General features: G+C 73.2%; 21 protein-coding genes. 4 read left to right on the plus strand and 17 right to left on the minus strand.

Annotation, left to right across the window (positions count from 1 at the left end; genetic code table 11):
- Positions 1–96 precede the first annotated feature (96 nt).
- Positions 97–744, plus strand: a complete 648-nt coding sequence (locus C1N80_RS13500) for an amino acid ABC transporter permease (protein WP_137771246.1) — start codon at positions 97–99, stop codon at positions 742–744.
- Positions 741–1,607: an amino acid ABC transporter permease gene (locus C1N80_RS13505; RefSeq protein WP_137771247.1), complete on the plus strand. Its 867-nt coding sequence runs from the start codon at positions 741–743 to the stop codon at positions 1,605–1,607. The genes C1N80_RS13500 and C1N80_RS13505 overlap by 4 nt, the downstream gene beginning before the upstream one ends.
- 111 nt (positions 1,608–1,718) lie before the next feature.
- Here the strand turns inward: C1N80_RS13505 and C1N80_RS13510 are convergent, their stop codons facing one another.
- The 11 genes from C1N80_RS13510 to C1N80_RS13560 all read right to left on the minus strand — a co-directional run bounded on the left by C1N80_RS13510 (position 1,719) and on the right by C1N80_RS13560 (position 15,102).
- Positions 1,719–2,453, minus strand: coding sequence for a regulatory protein RecX (locus C1N80_RS13510; protein WP_137771248.1), 735 nt, complete (start codon positions 2,451–2,453; stop codon positions 1,719–1,721).
- A 3-nt stretch (positions 2,454–2,456) separates the two neighbouring features.
- On the minus strand, positions 2,457–3,569 hold the full coding sequence (recA, locus tag C1N80_RS13515; RefSeq protein WP_137771249.1) for a recombinase RecA: 1,113 nt from the start codon (positions 3,567–3,569) through the stop codon (positions 2,457–2,459).
- Positions 3,570–3,867: 298 nt separating this feature from the next.
- On the minus strand, positions 3,868–4,092 hold the full coding sequence (locus C1N80_RS13520) for a DUF3046 domain-containing protein (RefSeq protein ID WP_137771250.1): 225 nt from the start codon (positions 4,090–4,092) through the stop codon (positions 3,868–3,870).
- A 1-nt stretch (position 4,093) separates the two neighbouring features.
- Complete coding sequence (locus C1N80_RS13525; RefSeq protein WP_103384859.1) at positions 4,094–4,393, minus strand: helix-turn-helix domain-containing protein; 300 nt, start codon at positions 4,391–4,393, stop codon at positions 4,094–4,096.
- Positions 4,394–4,665: 272 nt separating this feature from the next.
- The gene (locus C1N80_RS13530) at positions 4,666–5,178 is read right to left on the minus strand and encodes a CinA family protein (RefSeq protein ID WP_137771251.1); all 513 of its coding nucleotides are present in this window, start codon (positions 5,176–5,178) and stop codon (positions 4,666–4,668) included.
- A 4-nt stretch (positions 5,179–5,182) separates the two neighbouring features.
- Positions 5,183–5,770, minus strand: coding sequence for a CDP-diacylglycerol--glycerol-3-phosphate 3-phosphatidyltransferase (gene pgsA / locus C1N80_RS13535; RefSeq protein WP_137771252.1), 588 nt, complete (start codon positions 5,768–5,770; stop codon positions 5,183–5,185).
- A gap of 61 nt (positions 5,771–5,831) precedes the next feature.
- Entirely contained in the window at positions 5,832–8,762 is a 2,931-nt protein-coding gene (locus tag C1N80_RS13540) for a DNA translocase FtsK (RefSeq protein WP_137771253.1), read from the minus strand.
- Between the two features lie 150 nt (positions 8,763–8,912).
- Positions 8,913–10,607 (minus strand): ribonuclease J, encoded by a 1,695-nt coding sequence (locus C1N80_RS13545; RefSeq protein WP_137771254.1) that lies wholly within the window; start codon positions 10,605–10,607, stop codon positions 8,913–8,915.
- Positions 10,604–11,542 (minus strand): 4-hydroxy-tetrahydrodipicolinate synthase, encoded by a 939-nt coding sequence (gene dapA, locus C1N80_RS13550; protein WP_137771255.1) that lies wholly within the window; start codon positions 11,540–11,542, stop codon positions 10,604–10,606. Before dapA ends, C1N80_RS13545 begins: the two co-directional genes overlap by 4 nt.
- Positions 11,543–11,673: 131 nt before the next feature.
- Positions 11,674–14,280, minus strand: coding sequence for an asparagine synthase-related protein (locus C1N80_RS13555; RefSeq protein ID WP_137771256.1), 2,607 nt, complete (start codon positions 14,278–14,280; stop codon positions 11,674–11,676).
- 78 nt (positions 14,281–14,358) lie between these two features.
- Positions 14,359–15,102 carry an HAD family phosphatase gene (locus tag C1N80_RS13560; protein ID WP_137771257.1) on the minus strand — a complete coding sequence of 248 codons (744 nt, stop codon included), beginning with the start codon at positions 15,100–15,102 and terminating at the stop codon, positions 14,359–14,361.
- 82 nt (positions 15,103–15,184) lie between these two features.
- Between C1N80_RS13560 and C1N80_RS13565 the strand changes: the two genes are divergently transcribed.
- Both C1N80_RS13565 and C1N80_RS15670 read left to right on the plus strand, forming a co-directional pair.
- Positions 15,185–15,979 carry an AzlC family ABC transporter permease gene (locus C1N80_RS13565; protein WP_137771258.1) on the plus strand — a complete coding sequence of 265 codons (795 nt, stop codon included), beginning with the start codon at positions 15,185–15,187 and terminating at the stop codon, positions 15,977–15,979.
- Positions 15,976–16,290 carry an AzlD domain-containing protein gene (locus tag C1N80_RS15670; RefSeq protein ID WP_137771259.1) on the plus strand — a complete coding sequence of 105 codons (315 nt, stop codon included), beginning with the start codon at positions 15,976–15,978 and terminating at the stop codon, positions 16,288–16,290. Before C1N80_RS13565 ends, C1N80_RS15670 begins: the two co-directional genes overlap by 4 nt.
- A gap of 25 nt (positions 16,291–16,315) precedes the next feature.
- On the opposite strand, the gene C1N80_RS13575 is transcribed toward C1N80_RS15670, so the two are convergent.
- From C1N80_RS13575 to C1N80_RS13600, 6 genes are all read right to left on the minus strand, one after another.
- Complete coding sequence (locus C1N80_RS13575; protein WP_137771260.1) at positions 16,316–16,741, minus strand: hypothetical protein; 426 nt, start codon at positions 16,739–16,741, stop codon at positions 16,316–16,318.
- Positions 16,742–16,761: 20 nt separating this feature from the next.
- Positions 16,762–17,532, minus strand: a complete 771-nt coding sequence (gene dapB / locus C1N80_RS13580) for a 4-hydroxy-tetrahydrodipicolinate reductase (RefSeq protein WP_137771261.1) — start codon at positions 17,530–17,532, stop codon at positions 16,762–16,764.
- A 53-nt stretch (positions 17,533–17,585) separates the two neighbouring features.
- A complete protein-coding gene (locus C1N80_RS13585; RefSeq protein WP_137771262.1) occupies positions 17,586–18,923 on the minus strand; it encodes a pitrilysin family protein in 1,338 nt (445 codons plus the stop codon).
- Between the two features lie 170 nt (positions 18,924–19,093).
- Positions 19,094–21,340: a polyribonucleotide nucleotidyltransferase gene (locus C1N80_RS13590; RefSeq protein ID WP_168198117.1), complete on the minus strand. Its 2,247-nt coding sequence runs from the start codon at positions 21,338–21,340 to the stop codon at positions 19,094–19,096.
- A gap of 200 nt (positions 21,341–21,540) precedes the next feature.
- Entirely contained in the window at positions 21,541–21,810 is a 270-nt protein-coding gene (rpsO, locus tag C1N80_RS13595; RefSeq protein WP_137771264.1) for a 30S ribosomal protein S15, read from the minus strand.
- 150 nt (positions 21,811–21,960) lie between these two features.
- Positions 21,961–22,977 (minus strand): bifunctional riboflavin kinase/FAD synthetase, encoded by a 1,017-nt coding sequence (locus tag C1N80_RS13600; protein ID WP_137771265.1) that lies wholly within the window; start codon positions 22,975–22,977, stop codon positions 21,961–21,963.
- Positions 22,978–23,215 lie beyond the last annotated feature (238 nt).

The raw sequence follows: 23,215 nt of genomic DNA on the forward strand, positions 1-23,215 counted from the left end.
CGCCCGCGTCACCCCGACCTCACCGCCATCGTCCCGGGCGCCGGCCCGGTCCTCGTGACCTGACCGGCGCCCCTTCCCGCCCCGAGGAGCCCCCGCATGCGCAGCCTCCTGCTCGAGCACGACCTGCTGTGGCAGGCGTTCAGCACCACGCTGATGCTCGCCGCCGTCTCCGGTGCGATCGCGCTCGTCGTCGGCACGGTCGTCGCGGGTCTCCGCGTCTCCCCCTACCTGCCCCTGCGCACCGTCGCGACGCTCTACACGGAGTTCCTGCGCAACACCCCGCTGACGATCGTCTTCTTCTTCTACGTCTTCGTGACCCCGTCGATGGGCTTCACGCTCGAGTACAAGGCCGCGGCGATCATCGCGCTGAGCTCCTACACCTCCGCCTTCGTCGCGGAGGCGGTGCGCTCGGGCATCAACTCGGTCGGGGTCGGCCAGGCGGAGGCGGCCCGCTCGCTCGGCATGTCCTTCGGTCAGAACCTCGCGATCGTCGTGCTCCCGCAGGCCTTCCGCACCGCGATCCCGCCGCTCATCAACGTGCTCATCGCGCTCGTGAAGAACACCTCCGTCGCGGGCGCCTTCAGCGTGCTCGAGCTGTTCGCCATGTCCCGGCGCCTGACCAACGTCCACTCCGGTGACGTGCTGGGCATCCTCGCGGGCGTCGCCCTGTGCTACCTGATCATCTGCATTCCCCTGGGGCGTCTCGCCGCGGGCATCGAACGGAAGGTGGCGTTCGCCCGATGAGCAGCGGACCCGTCCTGTACGACGTCGCCGGCCCCGCCGAGCGCCGACGCAGCCGCATCATCTCGGTGGTGCTCACCGTGGTGGTCCTCGCCGCGGCCGCGGTCGCCGTCTCCCGTCTCGCCGCGAACGGCGTGTTCGACGACCGCTGGCGCGTGCTGTGGGACGTGCCGATGAACTTCGCCGGCTACGAGACGAAGCACGTGTGGCAGGCGGTGTTCCGCGGCCTCGGAGCTACCCTGCTCGCCGCGGCCATCGCCCTCCCGCTCGCCGCCGTGCTCGCCGTGGTGCTCGTGTCCCTGCGCACCTCGCACCTGCTCCCGGTGCGCTGGCTCGCGATCGGCGTCATCGAGGTGTGCCGCGGGCTGCCCGTGGTGCTCATGATGTTCTTCGCGATCCTCGTGATCCCCGGCTCGACGCCGCTCATGGCGGTCGTATTCGGTCTGGTCATGTACAACGCGGCGGTCTTCGCCGAGATCCTGCGCGCCGGCATCGCCGCCCTTCCCCGAGGGCAGACGGAGGCCGCGGAGTCCCTCGGCATGGGGCCCGCGCTCACCTACCGCGACGTGCAGCTGCCGCAGGCGGTGCGGATGATGCTGCCCTCCCTCATCGCGCAGGGCGTGGTGCTCGTCAAGGACTCCTCGCTGGGCTACATCGTCTCCTACGCGGAGCTGCTGCGGTCGATCAGCCGGGTGGCCGACGCCCTCACGAACGCCTCGTACCTGCTGCCCCTGCTCACCGTGGGCGCGGCGGTGTACGTGACGCTGAACGTGCTGCTCTCGCGGCTCGCGGTGTGGGCGCAGCGACGCAGCGGCCGGCGGCGCCGTGCGCCCGTCGTGGTGGGCACGCCGACCGTCGAGGTCTGAGCCGGCGGCATCCGGGACTCCAGTAGCCGCCCGCTCCGCAGGATCAGCGGGCCCCGCAGGTCCGGTGCTCCGCGGGTTCAGCGGCCGGCTTGCCCCGCGAGCCCGGCGGGCTCAGCGGCCGGAGGCGCGGCGCAGCTCGCTCGAGATGACCTGCACGGCGAGGTCCCCCGGGTAGCCCTTGCGGGTGAGCAGGGCATCGAGTCGGCGGGACAGGCGTCGTCGCTGGCTGCCGTCGCGATCGGCGGCGAGCCGCTCGAGATCCCGCTCCCCGAGCCGGGAGCGCACGAGCTCCCGGCAGCGCTCCTCCTCACCGCTCACCGGGTCCCCCTCGGGACCTCGGCCCGCGCCGCCGGCGCGGAGCGCCTCCTCGATGAGCTCCCCGTCGACGTGGCGCTGCTCGAGCTCCCGTCGCAGGGCCCGGTCCCCCAGGCTGCGCAGCTCCCGTCGCTGACGCACCCATTCGTGGGCGAAGGCGCGGTCGTCCACGAGGTCCGCCCGCTCGATGCGGGCCATCACCTCGTGCGTGACGGACCCGGGGACCTCACGGCGCTCAAGGCGCTCGAGCATCTCCCCGCGGGAGCGGCGGCGCGTGGCCAGCAGCCGCATGAGGTAGCGGCACTCGCGCATGACCGCCTTCTCGCGCTCGGCGCGGTCGGGATCCTGCTCGGGCCGGGGGCGCTCGAGGATCTCCTGCGTGCGACGCGCCAGCCGTTCCTGGACCGCCGAGCGCTCGCGCCCCTGCGCGCCGGCCGGGGACAGCGCGACGGGCACGTCGCCTGGAGCGGATCCGCGCGGATCCTGCTGCTCCGGGGCGCCGTGCCCGTCGTGCTCGGTGGACAGGGGCATCGATCAGATGGCGGCGGGGACGTCCTCGTCGAGGAAGTCGCCCTCGCCGGGGAGCTCCGCGTCCAGATCCTCCGCGGGAGCCTGCTCCGTCGCGTACTTGCCCACGCCCAGCGTGCGCAGGATCTTCTCCTCGATCTCCGCGGCGAGATCCGTGTTGTCCTTGAGGAACTGACGGGCGTTCTCCTTGCCCTGGCCCAGCTGATCACCCTCGTAGGTGAACCAGGCGCCGGACTTGCGGACCACGCCGTGCTCCACACCGAGGTCGATGAGCCCGCCCTCACGGGAGATGCCCTCGCCGTAGAGGATGTCGAACTCGGCCTGCTTGAAGGGCGGGGCCATCTTGTTCTTCACGACCTTGACGCGCGTGCGGTTGCCGACCGCGTCCTGGCCCTGCTTGAGGGTCTCGATGCGGCGGATGTCCATGCGCACCGAGGCGTAGAACTTCAGCGCCTTGCCGCCCGTGGTGGTCTCCGGGCTGCCGAAGAACACGCCGATCTTCTCGCGGAGCTGGTTGATGAAGATCGCGGTGGTGCCGGAGGCGGCGAGCGCGCCGGTGAGCTTGCGCAGCGCCTGGGACATGAGCCGGGCCTGGAGGCCGACGTGCGAGTCGCCCATCTCGCCCTCGATCTCCGCCTTCGGCACGAGCGCCGCGACGGAGTCGATGACCACGATGTCGAGGGCGCCGGAGCGGATCAGCATGTCCGTGATCTCGAGGGCCTGCTCACCCGTGTCCGGCTGGGAGACGAGCAGGGCGTCGGTGTCCACGCCGAGCTTCTTCGCGTACTCCGGGTCCAGGGCGTGCTCGGCGTCGATGAAGGCGGCGATGCCGCCGTTGCGCTGGGCGTTCGCGACCGCGTGGAGCGCCACGGTCGTCTTGCCCGAGGACTCCGGGCCGTAGATCTCCACGATGCGACCACGGGGCAGGCCGCCGATGCCGAGGGCGGCGTCCAGCGCGACCGCGCCGGTCGGGATGACCTCGACCGGAGGGCGGGTGTCGTCGCCCAGGCGCATGATCGAGCCCTTGCCGAACTGACGGTCGATCTGTGCGAGGGCGTTGTCGAGGGAGGTGCCGCGATCCTTGGATGCGGACTTCGGTGCGGACTTCTGAACTGCCATGGGGGCTTTCCTTCCGAGTGGCCGGGGGCCGGCGGCGTGACCGTTGCGGCCACAGTAGGCGGGCCGCCGGACAAACGCCGTGCCCCTCGTGGCGACCTGTGGACCGAGGTGCCATGGGGAGGAACGACGACGGTGGCGGGAACCGTCGGGCCTCACGATACCCGAACACTCGTTCGAAGCGAACAGTGGCGGCGGCGTGTCGCCGGGTGTCCCCCGCGCTCACGGCGGGTCCCGGGCCGCTCCCCGTGCCGGTGCTGCGCCGAGGAGCGGGAGGACGATGCCGCGCCGCTCCTGCCGCTCAGCGCCGGCGGACCGCCGGCGGCACCTCCCAGCGGGAGCCCTCGGGCACGTCCATCGCATCGCACAGCGCGGTCCAGACCGCGCGCACGGGACGCCCCGCCTCGAGGGCCTGCTCGGCTGTCAGACCGCCGACCTCCTCGAGCACGAGGTCCCGGGTGTAGGTGCGCGCCAACGTCGGGCCGAACACGTGATCGGCCAGCTCGGCGAACTCGCTGCGCCGCACCTCAGTGGGCGCCGACCAGCGGCTCGTCGGAGAGCTCGGCGGGGACCGTGTCCGGCACCGCGACCCCCTCGGCCACCGCGATGCGGTCGGAGACCTCACGCAGCACGAAGGACAGCGGGAGGCCGAGCGCGTCGGTCACCGAGTGCAGCAGCTCGCTCGAGGCCTCCTTCTGCCCGCGCTCGATCTCGCTGAGGTAGCCCAGCGAGACCCGGGCATCGGAGGACACCTGTCGCAGGGTGCGACCCTGGGAGCGGCGGGCGTCGCGCAGGACGTCCCCGAGCTCCTGGCGGAACAGGACCATGGCCTTGCCTCCCTTCTTCGCGTCATGCACGGTCAGCACTCCCGGAGCCGGCTTCGCGGAAGCGGCCCGGGCGATCGGGGTCATCGGTGTCATGGAAGTCATCACGATCTCCACAACGTCGCTGCCCCGTCGAGTGTTCCCCAGAGTGTAGTGGGCGAGCTCCCACGCCCCCTGGGAATACCCGGGCATGTGGACGATCGTGACATCGGCGCCCGCGGAGCGGTCGTGCCCGATCGGGGTCGGTCGGGCGCGCGGCGGGTTCGGACGGACGGTCAGCCCAGGCCGAGCGCCCCCGCGAGAGCGGCGATCGCGGCGTCCACCGCCGCGGCGCGCACCGTCGGCCGATCTCCGTCGAGCATCACCAGCTCCGCCACCGGTGCGGAGCCGCGACGCGCCAGACCGATCCACACGGTCCCCGCCCCGACCCCGCGCTCGTCCGCGCCCGGGCCGGCCACGCCGGTGGTCGCGACGGCGAGATCAGCGGCGAAGAGCTCGAGCGCTCCCGCCGCCATCTCCCGCGCGACCTCCGCGCTGACGGCGCCGCGGGCGGAGAGCTCCGCCGGGTCCACAGCGAGCACCCGCGACTTCGCCGCGTAGGAGTAGGTGGCCGCTCCCCCGGCGACGACCGCGCTCGCGCCCGGCACGTCCACCAGCCGGGCGACGACCGCCCCCGCGGTGAGCGACTCCGCCGTGGCGAGCTGCACGCCCTGGGCGCGCGCCGCATCGATGACCGCGATGACGTCCGCACCGGGAACCGACCCGGCGTCCGTGCGAGGTGTCGACATGGGATCAGGCCCCGCTCTCGAGCGCCTCGCGGCGCAGGCGCAGGCCGTCCTTGAGGTTCACCAGACCCGACCAGATCGTCAGCACGAAGGCGATCGTCACGAGCGCGAGCCCGATCCAGCGGGCGGGCGACCACAGCAGCTCGAAGGGCAGCAGGCAGAAGGTGATCGCGATGGACTGCATCATCGTCTTCGCCTTGCCCGCCATGTTCGCGGGGAGCGCCCCGTACTTGAGGATCGTGAAGCGCATGATCGTGATGCCGAACTCGCGCACCAGGATCAGGATCGTCATCCACCACGGGACGTAGTCCCAGACCGACAGCATGACGAAGGCGGCGCCGGTCATCGCCTTGTCCGCGATCGGGTCCACGATCTTGCCGAAGTCCGTGATGAGGTTCCGGCTCCGGGCGAGGTACCCGTCCAGGAAGTCGGTGATCATCGCGACCACGAAGATCGCCGCCGCGAGCGAGCGGCCGCCCACCGACTCGGGGTAGAGCGCGGCGACCACGACGAAGACGGGCACCATCACGCACCGCACCATCGTGAGGATGTTGGCGATGTTCCACAGCGGGACGGGCGCGGCGGGGGTGGTCATGGCTGCTCCGGGAGGTCGAGGTGCGGGCGGGTGGGGTGGAACAGGAGGGACGGGAGGATGCTCAGCGGCCGGTCAGCTGCCAGGCGTCCTCGGTCTCGGAGTCGTCCGCGTCGTCGTAGTAGTCGGTCGCGACGTCCGCGTCCTCGTGCGAGAGCGGGTCCGAGCCGTAGCGGTCCCCACCGCCCTCGCCGGGGCGACCCGGCTCCTCGGTCCCGACCTCGGCGGCGCCGTCGTCGTAGGGCTCGGAGCCCCCGCCGGCCGCGGAGGGCTCGTCCTCGCCGCGGATGCGGGCGAGCGCGCCGGCGAGATCGTCCGGGTGCACGAGCACGTCACGCGCCTTGGAGCCCTCCGACGGGCCCACGATCTCGCGGGACTCGAGCAGGTCCATGAGCCGGCCCGCCTTCGCGAAGCCCACCCGCATCTTGCGCTGGAGCATGGAGGTCGAGCCGAACTGCGTGGTGACCACGAGCTCCGCCGCCTGCAGCAGCACCTCGAGATCGTCGCCGATGTCGTCGTCGACCTTCTTCTTCGTCGTCGCGACGACGACGTCCTCGCGGTACGTCGGCTTCATCTGGTTCTTGACGTGGTCGACGACCTTGTGGATCTCCGACTCGTTGACCCACGCGCCCTGGACGCGCATCGGCTTGGACTTGCCCATCGGGTGGAACAGGGCGTCGCCCTGACCGATGAGCTTCTCCGCACCCGGGGTGTCCAGGATGACGCGGGAGTCCTGCAGCGACGAGGTCGCGAAGGCGAGCCGGCTGGGCACGTTCGCCTTGATGATGCCGGTGACGACGTCCACCGACGGACGCTGGGTCGCGAGGATCAGGTGGATGCCGGCGGCGCGCGCGAGCTGCGTGATCCGCTGGATCGACGCCTCCACGTCCCGCGGGGCGACCATCATGAGGTCCGCGAGCTCGTCGACCACGACCAGCAGGTACGGGTACGGCGCGATCTTGCGCTCGCTGCCCGGGGGCACGGTGAGCTCCCCGGAGCGGACGGCCTTGTTGAAGTCGTCGATGTGCTTGTACCCGAACGCCGCGAGGTCGTCGTAGCGCGCGTCCATCTCCCGCACGACCCACTCGAGGGCCTCCGCGGCCTTCTTCGGGTTCGTGATGATCGGGGTGATGAGGTGCGGGATGCCCTCGTAGATCGTGAGCTCCACGCGCTTGGGGTCCACGAGCACCATCCGGACCTCCTCCGGCGTGGCGCGCATGAGGATCGAGGTGATCATGGAGTTCACGAAGCTCGACTTGCCGGCGCCGGTGGCGCCCGCGACGAGCAGGTGGGGCATCTTCGCGAGGTTCGCGACCACGTAGCCGCCCTCGACGTCCTTGCCGACGCCCATCACGAGCGGGTGCTCGTTGCGGTGGGCGACCTGGCTGCGCAGCACGTCGCCGAGCGCGACCGTCTCGCGGTCCGCATTGGGGATCTCGATGCCGATGGCCTTCTTGCCGGGGATCGGCGAGAGGATGCGGACGTCGGCGCTGGCGACGGCGTAGGAGATGTTCTTGTCGAGGGCCGTGACCTTCTCGACCTTGGTGCCCGGGGCGAGCTCCACCTCGTAGCGCGTGACCGTCGGACCGCGGGTGAAGCCCACGACCTCGGCGTTGACGTTGAACTGCTCGAAGACCTCGCCGAGCGCGGCGACGACGTGGTCGTTCGCCTCGGAGCGCGTCTTGTGGGGCGGGCCCTCGAGCAGGAAGGTCGACTCGGGGAGCGTGTAGACGATGTCGCCGGCGAGCTCGAGCTGCTCCCCCGCCCGGGGCAGATCACCCATCGGCGGGTGCACGAGGTCGGGCTCCTGGGCCTCCGGAGCCTCCGCCGTGGCCGAGCGCGCCGGGGCGACCGGCGCGGCCGCCGCGGCGGCGACCTTCTCCGCAGCGCTCGTGGGGACCTTGCGGCCGGACTCCCCGGCCCGGGGGGCACCGTCGTCGGCGCCGCCGCTCGGGAACGACTTCGTGCGCTGGTTCTCCTCCTCGACCACGTCGAAGACCTCGGTGGAGTCCTTCGGGGCCTTGCCGCCGCGGCGCTTGCGCCTGCTGCCGGCGGCGGCCTTCTCCTCGGCGACGCCCTGCTCGAAGGCCTCGTCGCCCGCGTAGCCGAAGCCGTCGTGGTCGCGCTCGGCCTCGATCCGCGCCTGCTCCTCGGCGTCCTTCTCCTTGCGGGAGCGGCGGCGCGTGCGGCCCGCGGCCTGCGCGGTCGTGGGCTGCTCGTGGACCTCCGGATCGACGCGGCGGGGGCGCAGGCCGAAGGCGGCGCGCTCCTCGTCCTCCTCGGCGCTGCGGCCGACGAGCACGTCGTAGACGCCGCGCAGGCGCGAGGGGATCGCCTCGACCGGCGTCGCCGTGAGGACGAGCACGCCGAAGAAGATGAGCACGGAGTACAGGACGACGACCGCGACCGGCGGCAGCAGCGCGATGAGCGGCGCCGCGGCCAGGTAGCCGAGCACGCCGCCGCCGCGGGCGAGGGCGTCGACGCCGTCCGCCGGGGCGGGCAGCCGCGCCGAGACCGCAGAGATCGCGGCGATCGCCGTGAGCAGCAGGGCGACGCCGAGCACGATGCGCGTGTTCGCGCGGACGTGGTCCGGGCGGCGGAACATGCGCAGCGACCAGCCGAGCGCCAGCAGCGGGATCACCATCGAGGCGATGCCGAAGGTGCCCGCGACGACCGTGTGCACAGCGCCGAGGACGGGACCCTCGGCGCTCCACCACTCGACGACCGCGACGAGCACCGCGATGAGCAGGAGCACCAGCGCGTAGCCGTCGCGGCGGAGCTCCGGCGGCACCTCCCAGCGGGCCACGCCGATCGAGCGGACCACGCCGCCGACCATCCGGGCCGTGCCGAGGTAGCCGGAGCGCACTGCGCGCACCGGCAGGGGAAGCGTCGAGGGGTCGGAGGCCGCGGCGCCGGACGTCCGGGACGTGCCGGCGGATGCGGTCCGCGAGGAGCCTTTCGACGCACGTGCGGGGGAAGACGTACGTGTCGCCATGCCCCACAGACTACCGCCCCGCCCTCCCGGGACCCGGGAGGGCGGGGCGGTGACATCACCGACGGGCCCGCAGGAGAGCGGACCCGTCGACCTCTTACGCTCTGCTCGACCTGCCTGATCTCCTACCGCTCGTCCCTCGCAGCACGTCGATCAGGCTTCGACGACGATCGGGATGATCACCGGCTTGCGGCGCAGCCGCTGCGAGACGTAGCGGCCCACGACGCGGCGCATGACCTGCTGCAGCTGATGCGTGTCGCGACGGTTGGTCTGGTCCGCGACGGCCTGCTCGAGGGCCTTCACGATCTCCGGGCGGATCCGCTCGAAGACCTCGTCGTCCTCCGCCACGCCGCGCGCGTGGATCTCCGGACCCGCGATGAGCGCGCCCGTCTCGGAGTTGACGACCGCGAACAGGGAGATGAAGCCCTCGTCGCCGAGGATGCGGCGGTCCTTGAGATCGGCCTCGGAGATCTCGCCCACGCTCGAGCCGTCGACGTAGACGTAGCCGTTGGGCACCTCGCCCACGACCTTCGCGACGCCGTCCTTGAGGTCGACGACGTGGCCGTCCTTCGCGAGGATCACGCGCTCGGGGGCGACGCCCGTCGACTCGGCGATCCGCCCGTTCGCGATGAGGTGGCGCACCTCGCCGTGGACCGGCATGACGTTCTTCGGCCGCACGATGTTGTAGCAGTACAGCAGCTCGCCCGCGCTCGCATGGCCCGAGGTGTGGACCTTCGCGTTGCTCTTGTGCACGACCTCGGCGCCGAGCGCCATGAGGCCGTTGATGATGCGGAACACCGCGTTCTCGTTGCCCGGGATGAGCGAGGAGGCGAGGACGACGACGTCACCCGGGCCCACGCTCACACGGTGGTCGCGGTTCGCGATCCGGCCCAGGGCCGCCATCGGCTCGCCCTGCGAGCCGGTGCACATGAGCACGACCTTGTCGTCGGGCAGGTTGTCGATCTTGCGGACGTCCACGAGCGTGTTGTCCGGGACGTCGAGGTAGCCCATGTCCGCGGCGATGCCCATGTTGCGCACCATCGAGCGGCCCACGAAGGCGACCTTGCGGCCGTGCGCGGCGGCGGCGTCGAGCACCTGCTGCACACGATGGACATGGCTCGAGAAGGAGGCGACGACGATCTTCTGCCGTGCGCGCCCGAAGATCTGGTTCAGGACCGGGCCGATCTCCTGCTCGCCGAGCGTGAACCCGGGGACCTCCGCGTTCGTGGAGTCCGTCATGAACAGGTCCACCCCGGCCTCGCCGAGCCGCGCGAAGGCGCGCAGGTCGGTGATGCGGCCGTCGAGCGGCAGCTGGTCCATCTTGAAGTCGCCCGTGTGCAGCACGGTGCCGGCGCCGGTCGCGATGTGCACCGCGAGCGCGTCCGGGATCGAGTGGTTCACGGCCACGAACTCGCAGTCGAAGGGGCCGAAGGACTCCTTCTGACCCTCCTTCACCGCGAAGGTGTAGGGCGTGATGCGGTGCTCCTTGAGCTTCGCCTCGATGAAGGCGAGCGTGAGCTGGCTGCCCACGAGAGGGATGTCCGGCTTCTGCCGCAGGAGATAGGGGACCGCGCCGATGTGGTCCTCGTGCCCGTGGGTGAGGATGATCGCGGAGATGTCGTCGAGACGGTCGGAGATGACGTCGAAGTCCGGGAGGATCAGGTCCACACCGGGCTGGGCGTCCTCGGGGAAGAGGACGCCGCAGTCGACCACGAGCAGCCGCCCCTGGTACTCGAAGACGGTCATGTTGCGGCCGACGTCGCCCAGGCCACCGAGCGGGATGACCCGCATGGTGTCATTCTTCAGCTTGGGCGGCTGGTTCAGCCGGTGGGAGTAGGCAGTGCTCATTCGGGCCTCCGAGAGGGATCCAGTGGGGGGATGCCGACGGCGGCGTCGAGGGCAGCGGCCAGAGCGCGCACCTGGTCGTCGTCGGCGGGGACATGGGGGCCGCGCAGGGCGGCATGGGGCAGGACGCCCTGCAGGTGCAGGGCATGCTTCGCGGCGACGACGCCCGGCATGCGGGTCATGATCGCCTCGACCAGCGGGGCGAGGGACGTGCTCGCCGCCCGGGCCGCGGCGAGATCGCCGCGGTCCACGGCGTCGATCATCGCCCGCTCGAGATCACCGGCCACCTGACCGACGACGGAGACGATGCCCGCGGCGCCGATGGCGAGCCACGGGAGGTTCAGCGCGTCCTCGCCCGAGTAGTAGGCGAGGCCGGTCTGCACCATCACCAGGGACGCCTCGAGCAGATCGCCCTTGGCGTCCTTGACCGCGACGATCCGCTCGTGCTCGCCGAGGGCGAGGAGGGTGTCGCGGGAGAAGGGGACCCCGGTGCGACCGGGGATGTCGTACAGCATGACCGGCAGGTCCGTCGCGTCCGCGACGGCGCGCACGTGCGCGAGGATGCCGGCCTGGGAGGGCTTGGAGTAGTACGGGGAGACCACGAGCAGACCGTCGAGGCCGAGGTCCGCATGGGCCCGGGCGAGCTCGATCGAGTGGACGGTGTCGTTGCTGCCGACCCCGGCGACGATGCTGACCTCCGGGCCGACGGCCGCGCGCACGGCCTTCGCCAGCTCGATCTTCTCCCGGTCGGAGACGGTCGGCGACTCGCCAGTGGTGCCGGAGACGACGATCTGGTCGTGGCCGTGCTCGACGAGGTGCGCGGCGAGGGCGGACGCGGCGTCGAGGTCCAGGGCGCGGCCGTCCGCGCTGAAGGGGGTCACCATCGCGGTGCCCACGGCGCCGAAGGGGCGGGCGGGGCGCGTGTCGGAGGTGGTCATGGTCTCCTCCCGGGAGGGGCGGCCGGCGGGGCCGGTCAGAGGTGGCGGTGGGCGCCGGGCGTGCGTCCGGCGCGGATGTCGATCGGTGCGGGGCGGGCGCTGCTGCCCGAGCCTAGTCCAGCGGTGGGCGCTCAGCCCCTCGGCGCGGCGGGAGCGGGCGCGGCCCCGTCGCCGGGCTGCTCGCCCCGGTCCACGAGGATCGCCATCGGTGTGCGCTGTCGGCCCTGGCCCAGCGGGTTGTCCGCGAAGGTCGCCTCGAGGTCCGCCTTCGGTGTGGACACGTCGCTGCCCAGCACGTTGCGGCCGATGTCGTTGGCGTCCATGACGACCGTGCCGCGGAAGCTCTCGCGCAGGGCCGCGGGGATGTCCGCGGCGCGGATCGCCGCGGAGAGCCGCGCCGCGACCACGTCGGGGTCCTTCGGCGGGAGCTTCGCGGAGACGTTCGAGGGGAAGGCCGAGTACGGCGTGGGGCCGTCGATGGCCCGCACGTTGTCACCGACGACCTCGTAGAACACGCCGCGGCGGCGCAGCAGCTTGCCGGCGGCGCCCGCCGCGGAGGCCATGAGCACCCGCGGGAGACCGACCTCGCGGATCGCGAGCTCCATCGTGGTCGGGTCCCCGAGGCCGATGCCGGCCGGGGTGCGCGTCACGAAGCGGCTGAGCACCTTCGCCGAGGGGCGCGGGTGGATCTCCCAGGTGTACCAGGAGCGGCCCTGGGTGATGGCGACGATCTTCTCGCTGATCACGTAGTACCAGGGGGCGCCCTCGGGGACCGTGCCGGCGGGCACCGACGCGGCGAAGCGCTCCACCCGCTCGCGCACGATCGCGTCGAGGTCGTCGCCGCGGCCCACGAGCTCCGTCTGCAGGGGCAGTCGGCGCCAGGTGTGCCCGTCGGTCTCGGAGACGAGGTCGAGGCGCTTGCCGGGGTTCGGCTCGTGATCGGCCTTGGCGGCCTCGATCGCGTCGGGGTCGAGATCCTCCCCCGCAGTCTCGGGGGCGGCCTGCTCCTCGGTCCCCGCTGCGGTGCGCGGGTCGATGACGGCGCGCAGCCACAGCTCGAGGGAGAGGAGTCGCCAGATCTGCTCGCTGCGGTGGTGCTCGGGGTGGGCGGCGACGTCCTCGAAGAAGGCGAGCACGCTGCGCGCGTCCACGTAGGGCCGTGCGGCGAAGGACTCGGAGGCGAGGATCGCGCGCACGTCGTCGGCGTGACGGACGATCCAGGCGTGCTCGTCCAGGACGGCGGCCTCGGGGCGGGCGGGGAGATCGGCGCCGGGGGCGAGCCCCGAGAGCACCGAGCGCAGCAGGGAGCCGTCGCGCGCGGCGCGCAGCAGGGACGCGTCGTCGAGGGAGGCGAGCAGCCGCAGCAGCCCGGCGTCCACGAGCGGGGAGGCGCTGCGCAGACCCTCGTGGTGCGCGGCCGCGCGCGAGGCGCGCAGGGCCACCGGGAGGTCACCGTGCAGCACCTCCTCGACGAGGGCCGCGCGGAGGCTCGCGGGAGCGGCGCGCCGCTCGCTGCGGTGGGAGGCGACGAAGGCGTTCGCGAGCAGGGCCTCGGTGGGCACCTCGGCCCGCGGGGCGAGGGCGCCCCGGGCGGCGCCGAGGAGCGCGCCGCGGGAGGCGAGGGCGCCCTGGGCGAGGTCACCGATCCGGCGGCCGGCGCGGAGCCGGCGCAGGCCGGACACCTGGTGGGCGGCGCTCGAGGGGAGCAGCTGCTCCGCGCCGACGCCGTCCACGAGCGCGCCGGCGCCGGCCTCGCGGGCGGAGCGGGCGAGGGTGAGGGCGGTGTGCGCGCGGGCGGAGGGCACCGGCTCGCCGAGGGCGGTCGAGAGCTCGTCGAGGTCCGCGAGCAGGTCGCCCTGGGAGTCCCGGGCGGTGATCAGCTCCATGTCACGGCCGCGGGCGGCGTGCAGCGCGGTGACGGCGGAGGGCACGGAGCCGCTCGGGCGCGTCGCGGCGACCGCGCGGACGCCCTCGGGGGCGGCGGCCGCGACGGCGAGCGAGCCGAGGTCCCCGGTCAGGGCGATCGCGTCCCCGGCGGTCGTGGCGCGGCGCACGGAGGCGGCGAGCAGGCTCGTCACCTCGGCGACGGCCGCGTCGTCGAGAGGTCGGCCCGGGGCGGCGGCGATCCCCTGGAGCTCCTCGGCGAGCGGGGCGGCATCGGAGAGCGAGAGCCCGTCCGGCCCGTGACGCAGCACCTGGCCCGGCAGCAGTCGGTGGATCCCCTCGACGAAGGTGCGCTCGTCGGTGTCCGCGACGCCGTCGAGGAGGAAGCGGTGGATCGTGCGCTCGTCGGGTCGCGCGGGCACGGGCCCGGCGTCCAGCAGCGCGTCGATCCGGGAGGCGAACAGCAGGTGCTCCTGCGCGGCGTCCGTCCACCAGTACAGCGGTGCGCGTCCGAGCCCGTCGCGCGCGAGCAGGAGCGTGCCGGTGGCCTCGTCGTGGAGCGCGAGGGCGTAGGGCTGCTCGATCGCGGCGAGGTCGAGGCCGGCGAGGTCGTCGCCCAGCGAGTCCAGCAGCGCGGCGGCGGCGGCGTCCGTGAGGCCGTCGGCCAGCAGCACGCGGCCGATCGCCTCGCTCCGCGCGCCGCCGATGCCGGGCCCCACGAGGGTCAGCGCGCCGCCGGGCACGGAGCGGCCGACGGCCTCTCCCCCGGCAGGTGCCGCGAGCGCCGCGCCGAGGCGTGCGGCGATCGCGTCGTGGTCGGCGCCGGATCCGTGGCTGCCGGAGATTCCGCTCATGGACGAGTCCTTCCGTGGGGGACGACCGGAGCGCGGAGGCACCGCGATCGGCCGCTCGAGCTTATCAACGACGGACCCTCAGGCCCCGCGCCGCCCGAGGCGCAGCGTGCCCTCGACGACGGTCACCTCGAGGTCGTCGAGGGAGGTCACGAGGGCATCGGCGAGCGGGGAGAGGGAATCCGCCGGGGTCGTGGTGGTCAGCGCCACCGTCCGCGCACCCGCCGCGCGGCCCGCGGTGAGGCCACCGGCCGAGTCCTCCACGACGATCGTCCGCTCCCCCGGGACGCCGAGCCGGCGGGCGCCGAGCAGGAACGGCTCCGGATCCGGCTTGCCCCGGGTGACCTGGTCGGCCGTGACGAGGTGGGCGGGGACGGGCAGGCCGGTGCGCGCCCAGCGCGCCTCGAAGAGCGGGCGCGTGCAGGAGGTGACGATCGTCCAGGTGGGCCGGCCGAGCTGCTCCGCGGCGGCCTCGAGCTCCTCGAGCACGCGGCGGGTGCCGGGGAGCGTGACGATCCCGGCGACGTCGGCGATCTCGAGCTCCTCGATGCGGCGGTGCGCGGCGTCGATCTGCTCGGCGTCCAGCTCCGGGAGCAGCTCGGCGAGGATCTGCCGTGCGGGCCGCCCGTGCATCGTGTGGTCGAAGGGGCGCGGGGCGTCGAGCTCTGCCAGCAGGGTCCCCCAGGCGCGCTCCACGGAGGGGCCCGAGTCGATGAGGGTGCCGTCCATGTCGAGCAGGAGGGCATCCGCGACCAGCGGCAGCGTGTCCTCCCGGGAGGACGGTTCCGAGGCGGCGGGGCCCGGGGCGGAGGAGGGGGTGGTCATGCCTCCACGGTCTCACGGTGCGACGCCCGGCCGCGGACGCCGCGCCCGTATCGGTGCAGGTGGTCGTACAGTGGGATGCATCATGCGCCCCGATCCGTCCCCGCTCGAGCCCGTGTCCGGCGACGCCGCGCGCGGCCTCGGTGCGGAGGGCGGTCCGGAGGTGGCCGACGAGGCCGCGGAGGTCGCGAGGGCGCGCCGCACCGGGCTCTCGATCGGCGTGGCCACCGGCCTCTACGGACTCTCCTTCGGCGCGCTCGCGACCGCCTCCGGACTGGACCTGTGGCAGGCGATGGTGCTCTCGGCGGTCATGTTCACCGGCGGCAGCCAGTTCGCCTTCGTGGGCGTCGTGGGCGGCGGCGGCTCGGCGATCGGGGCCGCGCTCGCCGCGCTCCTGCTCGGCGTGCGCAACACGCTCTACGGCCTGGTCCTCACCCGGGACCTCCCCCGCGGCGGTCTCCGGGGCCTCGCCCGGGCGCAGCTGACGATCGACGAGTCCGCGGCGGCCGCGGCGACCGGGCGCACCCCCGCGGGCATCCGCGCGGGCTTCTGGGCCGCGGGCATCGCGGTCTACGTGTTCTGGAACCTGTTCACGCTCGTGGGGGCCATCGCCGGGCAGCACATCGCCGATCCGGGGGCCTGGGGGCTGGACGCGGCGGCGGCCGCGGCCTTCCTCGCGCTGCTGTGGCCGCGCCTCCGGCGGCGCGAGGCCGTGGCGATCGCCGTCGCCGCCGCCTTCGTCGCCCTGCTCACCACGCCGGTGCTGCCCGCCGGCCTGCCCGTGCTCGCCGCGGCCCTCGTCGCGGTCGCCGCCGGGATGCGGGTGCGGACACGGTCCAGGGGCGCCGAGCAGCAGCACCTCGAGGAGGGGACCCGATGAGCATGCTCTGGATCGGCGTGATCGCCGCCTCGATCGGCGCCTTCGTGCAGAAGTGGATCGGCTACCAGGTGCCGCCCGAGCTCCTCGAGCGGCCGCGGATCGCCCGGATCACGACCCTGCTGCCGATCGCGCTGCTCGGAGCGCTCGTCGCCGTGCAGGTCGCGACCTCCGGCACCGCGATCGTGCTCGACGCGCGTCTCGCCGGTCTCGCCGCGGCAGTGGTGCTGCTGATCCTGCGCGCCCCGTTCCTCGCGGTGGTGATCGGCGCCGCGGCCGTCACCGCCCTGCTGCGGGCCGCGGGGATCGGCTGAGCCCGCCGCGCCGGGGGCTGCGGGGCTAGGACCGGGCGCCCGCCCTCTCCTCGCGCGCCAGCCGGATCGCGCGGCGGGTCGCGGCGCGGGCCTGCTTGCGGTCGCGGAGGGCGTCGTAGGCGAGGGCCAGGCGGAACCAGCCCCGCCAGTCCTCCTCCGCGCCGGGGGCGGACTCGAGGTGGGCGCGCGCGGCCTCGAACTCCTCGCGCGGCTCCTCGTGCTCGACGGCGGTGCCGGCGTAGCGCCGCGCGAGGCCCCCGGCCTCGAGGCCGAACAGCACCTCCCGCCAGGTCACCCACACCGTGAGGACGAGCAGCACGAGCACCGCGAGGGCGAGACCGATCCCGATCCCGCCACCCGCCCTCCAGAACCCCCAGGCGATCCAGCCGAGGCCCCAGGCGTACGCGGCGGTGATGAGGACCAGCGCCGCCACCATCAGCTTCTGACGCATCGCTGCGCTCCCCCTCGCCCTCAGCCCAGGTCCAGGTAGCCGTCCAGGCCCACCGTGAGACCGGGCCGCGATCCGACCTCGCGGACGCCCAGCAGCACCCCGGACATGAAGCTGACCCGGTCGAAGGAGTCGTGGCGCAGCACCAGCTGCTCCCCCACCCCGCCGAACTGGACGACCTCGTGCGCGACGAGCCCGCGCTGGCGCACCGCGTGCACGTGGACGCCGTCGACGACCGCTCCGCGCGCACCCTGCGGATCCTTCTCAGTCGCGTCCGGAACGGGGCCGAGTCCCGCGGCGGCGCGGCCGCGGGCGATCGCCGCGGCCGTGTGCACCGCGGTGCCCGACGGCGCGTCGAGCTTGTCCGGGTGGTGCATCTCGATGATCTCCGCGCTCTCGTAGTAGCGGGCGGCGATCTCGGCGAAGCGCGCGGTGAGGACCGCGCCGATCGCGAAGTTCGGGGCGATGAGCACGCCCACCCCGGGCGCCTCCTCGAGGCGGCGGCGCAGGGCACCGCGGGACTCGTCGTCCCAGCCGGTCGTGCCGACCACCGCATGGATCCCGTGCTCGACGAGGAAGTCGACGTTCTGCGCGGTCACGGCGGGGACCGTGAGGTCCACGGCGACCTGCGCCCCGGCGTCGACGACGGCGGAGAGGTCGTCCTCGCGGCCGATCCGGGCGACGAGCTCGAGGTCCTCGGCGCCGTCGACGGCGCGGCAGGCCTCCGAGCCCATGCGGCCGGAGGCGCCGAGGACGGCGACGCGGAGGGGACGGGAGGCGGGGGTGCCGGGCATGAGAGCTCCTTCGTGCGGAAGCGGGGCGGTCGACAGGGGGCGGGTGGTGGGGATCAGGCGGCGGGGCCGACGTCGACCCGCGTGGAGAACGAGGCGGAGAGGCGCGCGGCGAGCTCCTGGACCTCCGCTGCGGTGACCCGGCCGATCCGGGCGAGCGTCTCGTCGACGCCCGAGTAGCGGCCGTGCACGAGCTCGATCGTGCCGAGCCGGCCCATGCGGCTGCTCGTGTCCTCGAGGCCGAGCGCGAAGGACCCGGTGATCTGCCCGAGCGCGCGGCGCATCTCGTCCTCGTCCACGCCCCGCTCCCCCATCGTGGCGAGCTCGGCCGCGAGCAGCTCGACGACCTGCGCGGTGCGCGCGGGGCGGCAGGCGGCGTACAGGCCGAACAGGCCCGCGTCGCGGTACCCGGCGCTGAAGGAGTAGACGGAGTAGGCGAGCCCCCGCTGCTCCCGGATGTTCTGGAAGAGCCGCGAGGACATGCCGCCTCCGAGGACGGACATGAGCACGGACAGCGCATGACGGTCCTCGTCGACCGCGCTGATCCCGGTGCCGCCGAGGTAGATGTGGTTCTGCTCGGCGGGACGGTCCAGGCGGTGCGGGGCGAGCGCGGCGACCTCCCCCGCGCCGAGGGCGGGGCCGCCCGCAAGGGCCGCGTCCTGGCGCGGGCGACGGCGGGGCAGCGCGCCCTCCGCGAGGTCCCAGCCGCCGCGGCGCAGGCCCTGGGTGATCCACGCGGCCAGCTCGTGGTGGTCGAGGTCGCCGACGGCGGTGACCACGAGGTTCTCGGGGCGGTAGTGCTCGCGGAAGTGGGTGCGCACCTGCTCGATGCCGAGCGCGGTGACGGTCTCCGCGGTGCCGCCGACGGGGCGCCCGATCGGGGTGTCGGGGCCGAGGACGTCGGCGAGGAAGGTCTCGTAGCCGACGTCCTGCGGGTCGTCCTCCGCCATCGCGAGCTCCTCGAGGATCACCTCGCGCTCGGTCGCGAGCGCCTCCTCCTCGAGCAGGCTCGAGGTGATCATGTCGGTGAGGACGTCGACGGCCATGGGGAGGTCCGCGGAGCGCACGCGCCCGTAGTAGAGGGTGTGCTCCTTCGCGGTGACGGCGTTGGAGTCGCCGCCCACCTCGTCGAAGGCGGCGGCGATGTCGAGGGCGCTGCGACGGGAGGTGCCCTTGAACAGCAGGTGCTCGAGGACGTGCGTGGAGCCGGCGTGCTCGGGTCGCTCGTCGCGGGACCCGACGGGCAGCCAGAGGCCCACGGTCGCGCTGCGCACGGAGCGGTCGGTCTGGGTCAGCAGCCGCACACCGCCGGGGAGGACGCTGCGGCGCACCCCGGCGGCGGGGTCGAGCAGGACGTCGGACGCGGGGTCGTCGAAGGCGAGGTCGAGAGGCATCGATCGATTGTTCCACGCCCGCAGGGGGTCACGGCCGAGTCCTCGCTCACAGCGGACGCGCCGCGTGCCGGGCGCGGACGCTCCGAGGGCGGCACCCCGTGCGGGGTGCCGCCCTCGGCGGCGGGGGGGCGGTGGCCGGATCGCTCCGGGTCACCGCTCCCCCGAGGGGATCACTCGGCGGGGGTCTCCGCCGGCGCCTCGGAGGACTCCGGGGCGTCGTCCTCGACCACGGCGAGGCTGATCTTGCCGCGCGCGTCGATCTCGCGGATCTCGACCTCGATCTTCTGGCCGACCTTGACGACGTCCTCGACGCTGTCCACGCGCTTGCCGTCGTTCAGCTTGCGCAGCTGGGTGACATGCAGCAGCCCGTCCTTGCCCGGGGTGAGGGACACGAAGGCGCCGAAGTCCACCACGCGCACCACGGTGCCGAGGTAGCGCTCGCCGACCTCGGGGACCTGCGGGTTCGCGATGGCGTTGACCGCGGAGCGGGCCGCCTCGGCCGAGGGGCCGTCGGTCGCGCCGATGTAGACGGTGCCGTCGTCCTCGATCGTGATGTCCGCGCCCGTGTCGTCCTGGATCTGGTTGATCATCTGGCCCTTCGGGCCGATGACCGCGCCGATCTTGTCCACCGGGATGGTGACGGCGAGCACGCGCGGGGCGTGCGGCGACATCTCGTCCGGGGTGTCGATCGCCTCGGCGAGGACACCGAGGATGTGCAGGCGCGCCTCGCGGGCCTGGGACAGCGCGGCGGCGAGCACGGAGGCCGGGATGCCGTCGAGCTTGGTGTCCAGCTGGATCGCGGTGACGAACTCCGAGGTGCCGGCGACCTTGAAGTCCATGTCGCCGAAGGCGTCCTCCGCACCGAGGATGTCGGTGAGGGCGGCGTACTTGGTCTCGCCCGCTACCTGGTCGGAGACCAGGCCCATGGCGATGCCGGCGACGGGGGCCTTGAGCGGCACACCGGCGTTGAGCAGCGCGAGCGTCGAGGCGCACACGGAGCCCATCGAGGTGGAGCCGTTGGAGCCGAGCGCCTCGGACACCTGGCGGATCGCGTAGGGGAACTCCTCGCGGCCCGGGAGCACCGGCACCAGGGCGCGCTCGGCGAGCATGCCGTGGCCGATCTCGCGGCGCTTCGGGGAGCCGACGCGGCCGGTCTCGCCGGTGGAGTACGGCGGGAAGTTGTAGTGGTGGATGTAGCGCTTGCGGTCGACCGGCCCGAGGGAGTCGATCTGCTGCTCCATCTTGAGCATGTTCAGCGTGGTGACGCCCAGGATCTGGGTCTCGCCGCGCTGGAACAGGGCGGAGCCGTGCACGCGCGGGAGCACCTCGACCTCGGCGGAGAGCTGGCGGATGTCCCGCAGCCCACGGCCGTCGATGCGCACACCGTCGGTGAGGATCTTCTGGCGCACGAGCTTCTTGGTCAGGGCGCGGTAGGCACCGGAGACCTCCTTCTCGCGGCCGGCGAGCGGCTTGCCCTCGCCGGCGAGCTCCTCGAGGGCCGCGGCGAGCAGCTCCTCGGTCTTCTCCTCCCGCTCGGTCTTCGCGGCGATCTGCATGACCGCGGCGAGACGCTCGGAGACGGCGCCCTCGACGATGCCGTAGGCGTCCTCCTGGTAGTCCAGGAAGAGGGGGAACTCGCGGACCGGCTTGGCGGCGGTGCGGGCGAGCTCGATCTGCGCCTCGCAGAGGCTACGGATAAAGACCTTGGAGGCCTCGAGGCCCTCGGCCACGACCTCCTCCGTGGGGGCGATCGCGCCCTGCTCCTTGATGAGGCTCCAGGAGTTGTCGGTGGCCTCGGCCTCGACCATCATGATCGCGACGTCGTCGCCGACGATGCGACCGGCGACGACCATCGAGAAGACGGCCTCGTCGAGCTGGGCGAAGGTCGGGAACGCGACCCACTGGCCGCCCTGGGCGGTCGGCATGAGCGCGATGCGCACGGCGCCGATCGGGCCGGAGAAGGGCAGGCCGGAGATCTGGGTGGAGGCGGAGGCGCCGTTGATGCCCACCACGTCGTACGAGTCGTCGGGGGCGCAGGCCATGACCGTGAGGACGACCTGGACCTCATTGCGCAGGCCCTTGACGAAGGCGGGGCGCAGCGGGCGGTCCGTGAGGCGCGCGGCGAGGATCGCGTCGGTGCCGGGGCGGCCCTCACGACGGAAGAAGGAGCCGGGGATGCGGCCCGCGGCGTACATCCGCTCCTCGACGTCGACGGTGAGGGGGAAGAAGTCGAACTGGTCCTTGGGCTTGTTCGACACGGCGGTGGCCGAGAAGACCATCGTGTCGTCGTCGAGGTAGACGGCGACGGCGCCGGCGGCCTGCTGGGCGAGGCGGCCGGTCTCGAAGCGGACCTCGCGACGGCCGAACGAGCCGTTGTCGATGACCGCGGTGGTCGCGGTGATGTCAGGGCCTTCCATGGCCATGAGGTATCTCCTTGTGTTCGGTGGTGCCCCTGCCGGTGCGGCCATCGTCAGTCACGCGCGGGATCGGATCGCGGGGATCCGCTCCGCAGGTCACTGCCGAGGACCGAACCTGGTCGGGGGCGGGGTTCCGGTGCCCGCCGAAGTGCGGGCACATCGAACCGCCGCCCGCCCCGGAGGGCGAGCGGCGGTGAGGATCAGCGGCGGATGCCGAGGCGCTGGATCAGCGCGCGGTACCGCTCGATGTCGACGCCCTGGAGGTACTTCAGGAGTCGCTTGCGCTGGCCGACGAGCAGCATCAGGCCACGACGCGTGTGGTGGTCGTGCTTGTGCGACTTGAGGTGCTCGGTCAGGTAGGTGATGCGGTGGGTGAGCAGCGCGATCTGGACCTCGGGCGAGCCGGTGTCACCCTCCGAGGTGCCGTACTCCGCGATGATCTGCTGCTTGGTGGCGGTGTCGAATGCCATAGCTCTCCCTGGTCGTTGCGCGGCGCCGCGGGTCCTGCTGACCCGGGCTCTCTGTGCGAGCGTCCTGCCCGCGCGCGGCTCTCCCGTGAGGGGTGCTGCGAGGGGGTGCGGACTGCTCTCCGCGGCCGATGTCACGGCATGGCCAGGGTATCAGCCGGCGCTCTCCGGCCGGGAGGCGTCGACCTCGAGAGTGCGGCGGGTCACCTCGACATCCTCGTGCATCTGGACCACGAGCGCGTCCACGGACTCGAAGCGCAGCGTGGGCCGCTGGTAGTCCACGAACTCGAGCCGCACGGTGTCCCCGTAGAGGTCCAGCGTGTGGTCGCCGTGTACGTAGGCCTCGACGACCCGCTGGGGGACGCCGTCCACGGTGAACGTGGGGTTCGTGCCGATCGAGATCGTCGCGGGCGCGCCCGCGAGCGGCGGGCAGCCCTCGTGGCGGGGGTCCTGCTCGAGGACGGTCAGCCGGCCCGCGTAGACGCCGTCGGCCGGGACGAGTCCCGCGGGGTGCGGGCCGAGGTTCGCGGTGGGGAAGCCGAGCTCCCGGCCGCGCTGGAAGCCGTGGTGGACCGTGTCGGTCACCGTGTGGCGGCGGCCGAGCATCTCCGCGGCGGCGGCGACGTCGCCCCGCAGGAGGTCCGCGCGGATCGCGGAGGAGGAGATGCGGCCGCTCCCCTCCCCCTCGGGGCCGACGTCCGCGACGGTGACGACCTCGAAGCCGAGCTCCTCGCCGAGCGCGCGCATCGTGTGGATGGTCCCCGAGTTCCCCTTGCCGAAGAGGGCGTCCTCGCCGAGCACGACGCAGCGGGCGCCGAGCCCCTCGACGAGGAAGGTGCGCACGAAGTCCTCGGGGCTGTGCTGAGCGAACTCGAGGGTGTACTCGAGATCCAGGACGCCCGCGACCCCGGCGAGCAGGAGCAGGCGGTCGCGGTCCGCGTGGCCCGTGAGCAGGGGCGGCTCCGCGACGCCGGTCATGACGTGGCGGGGGTGGGGCCAGAAGGTGAGGGCCACGGGGGCGAGGTCGCGCGCCTCGGCATGGCGCACGAGCTGGTCGAGCACGGCGCGGTGGCCGCGGTGGACGCCGTCGTAGTTGCCGATCGAGACCGCCGTCGGGCCGAGGTCCGCGGGCACCTCCGCCGGGGAGTGCCAGATGGGCGTGGGGGTCACGGGGCAGCGGATCCTTCCGGGCAGGGCGCGCGGCCCACGGCGGTGGCGCGGGGGCTCCCGGACGCCGTGGGCCACTGTAACCCCGGTGCTCCCGGACCGCGGGCGGCCGCGCGGCCACGATGTGACCTCCCTGTGACGAACATCGGAGAGTCCTGCAGGACCCCGGGGTACCGGGCTCGGCTATCGTGGACAGGAAAGGGTGGTATGGGGCTCTCCCCGTCGCCTCCGCGCGAGCGCG

Origin of the sequence: Brachybacterium sp. SGAir0954 (assembly GCF_005490785.1) — a bacterium.
GTDB classification, from domain to species: domain Bacteria; phylum Actinomycetota; class Actinomycetes; order Actinomycetales; family Dermabacteraceae; genus Brachybacterium; species Brachybacterium rhamnosum.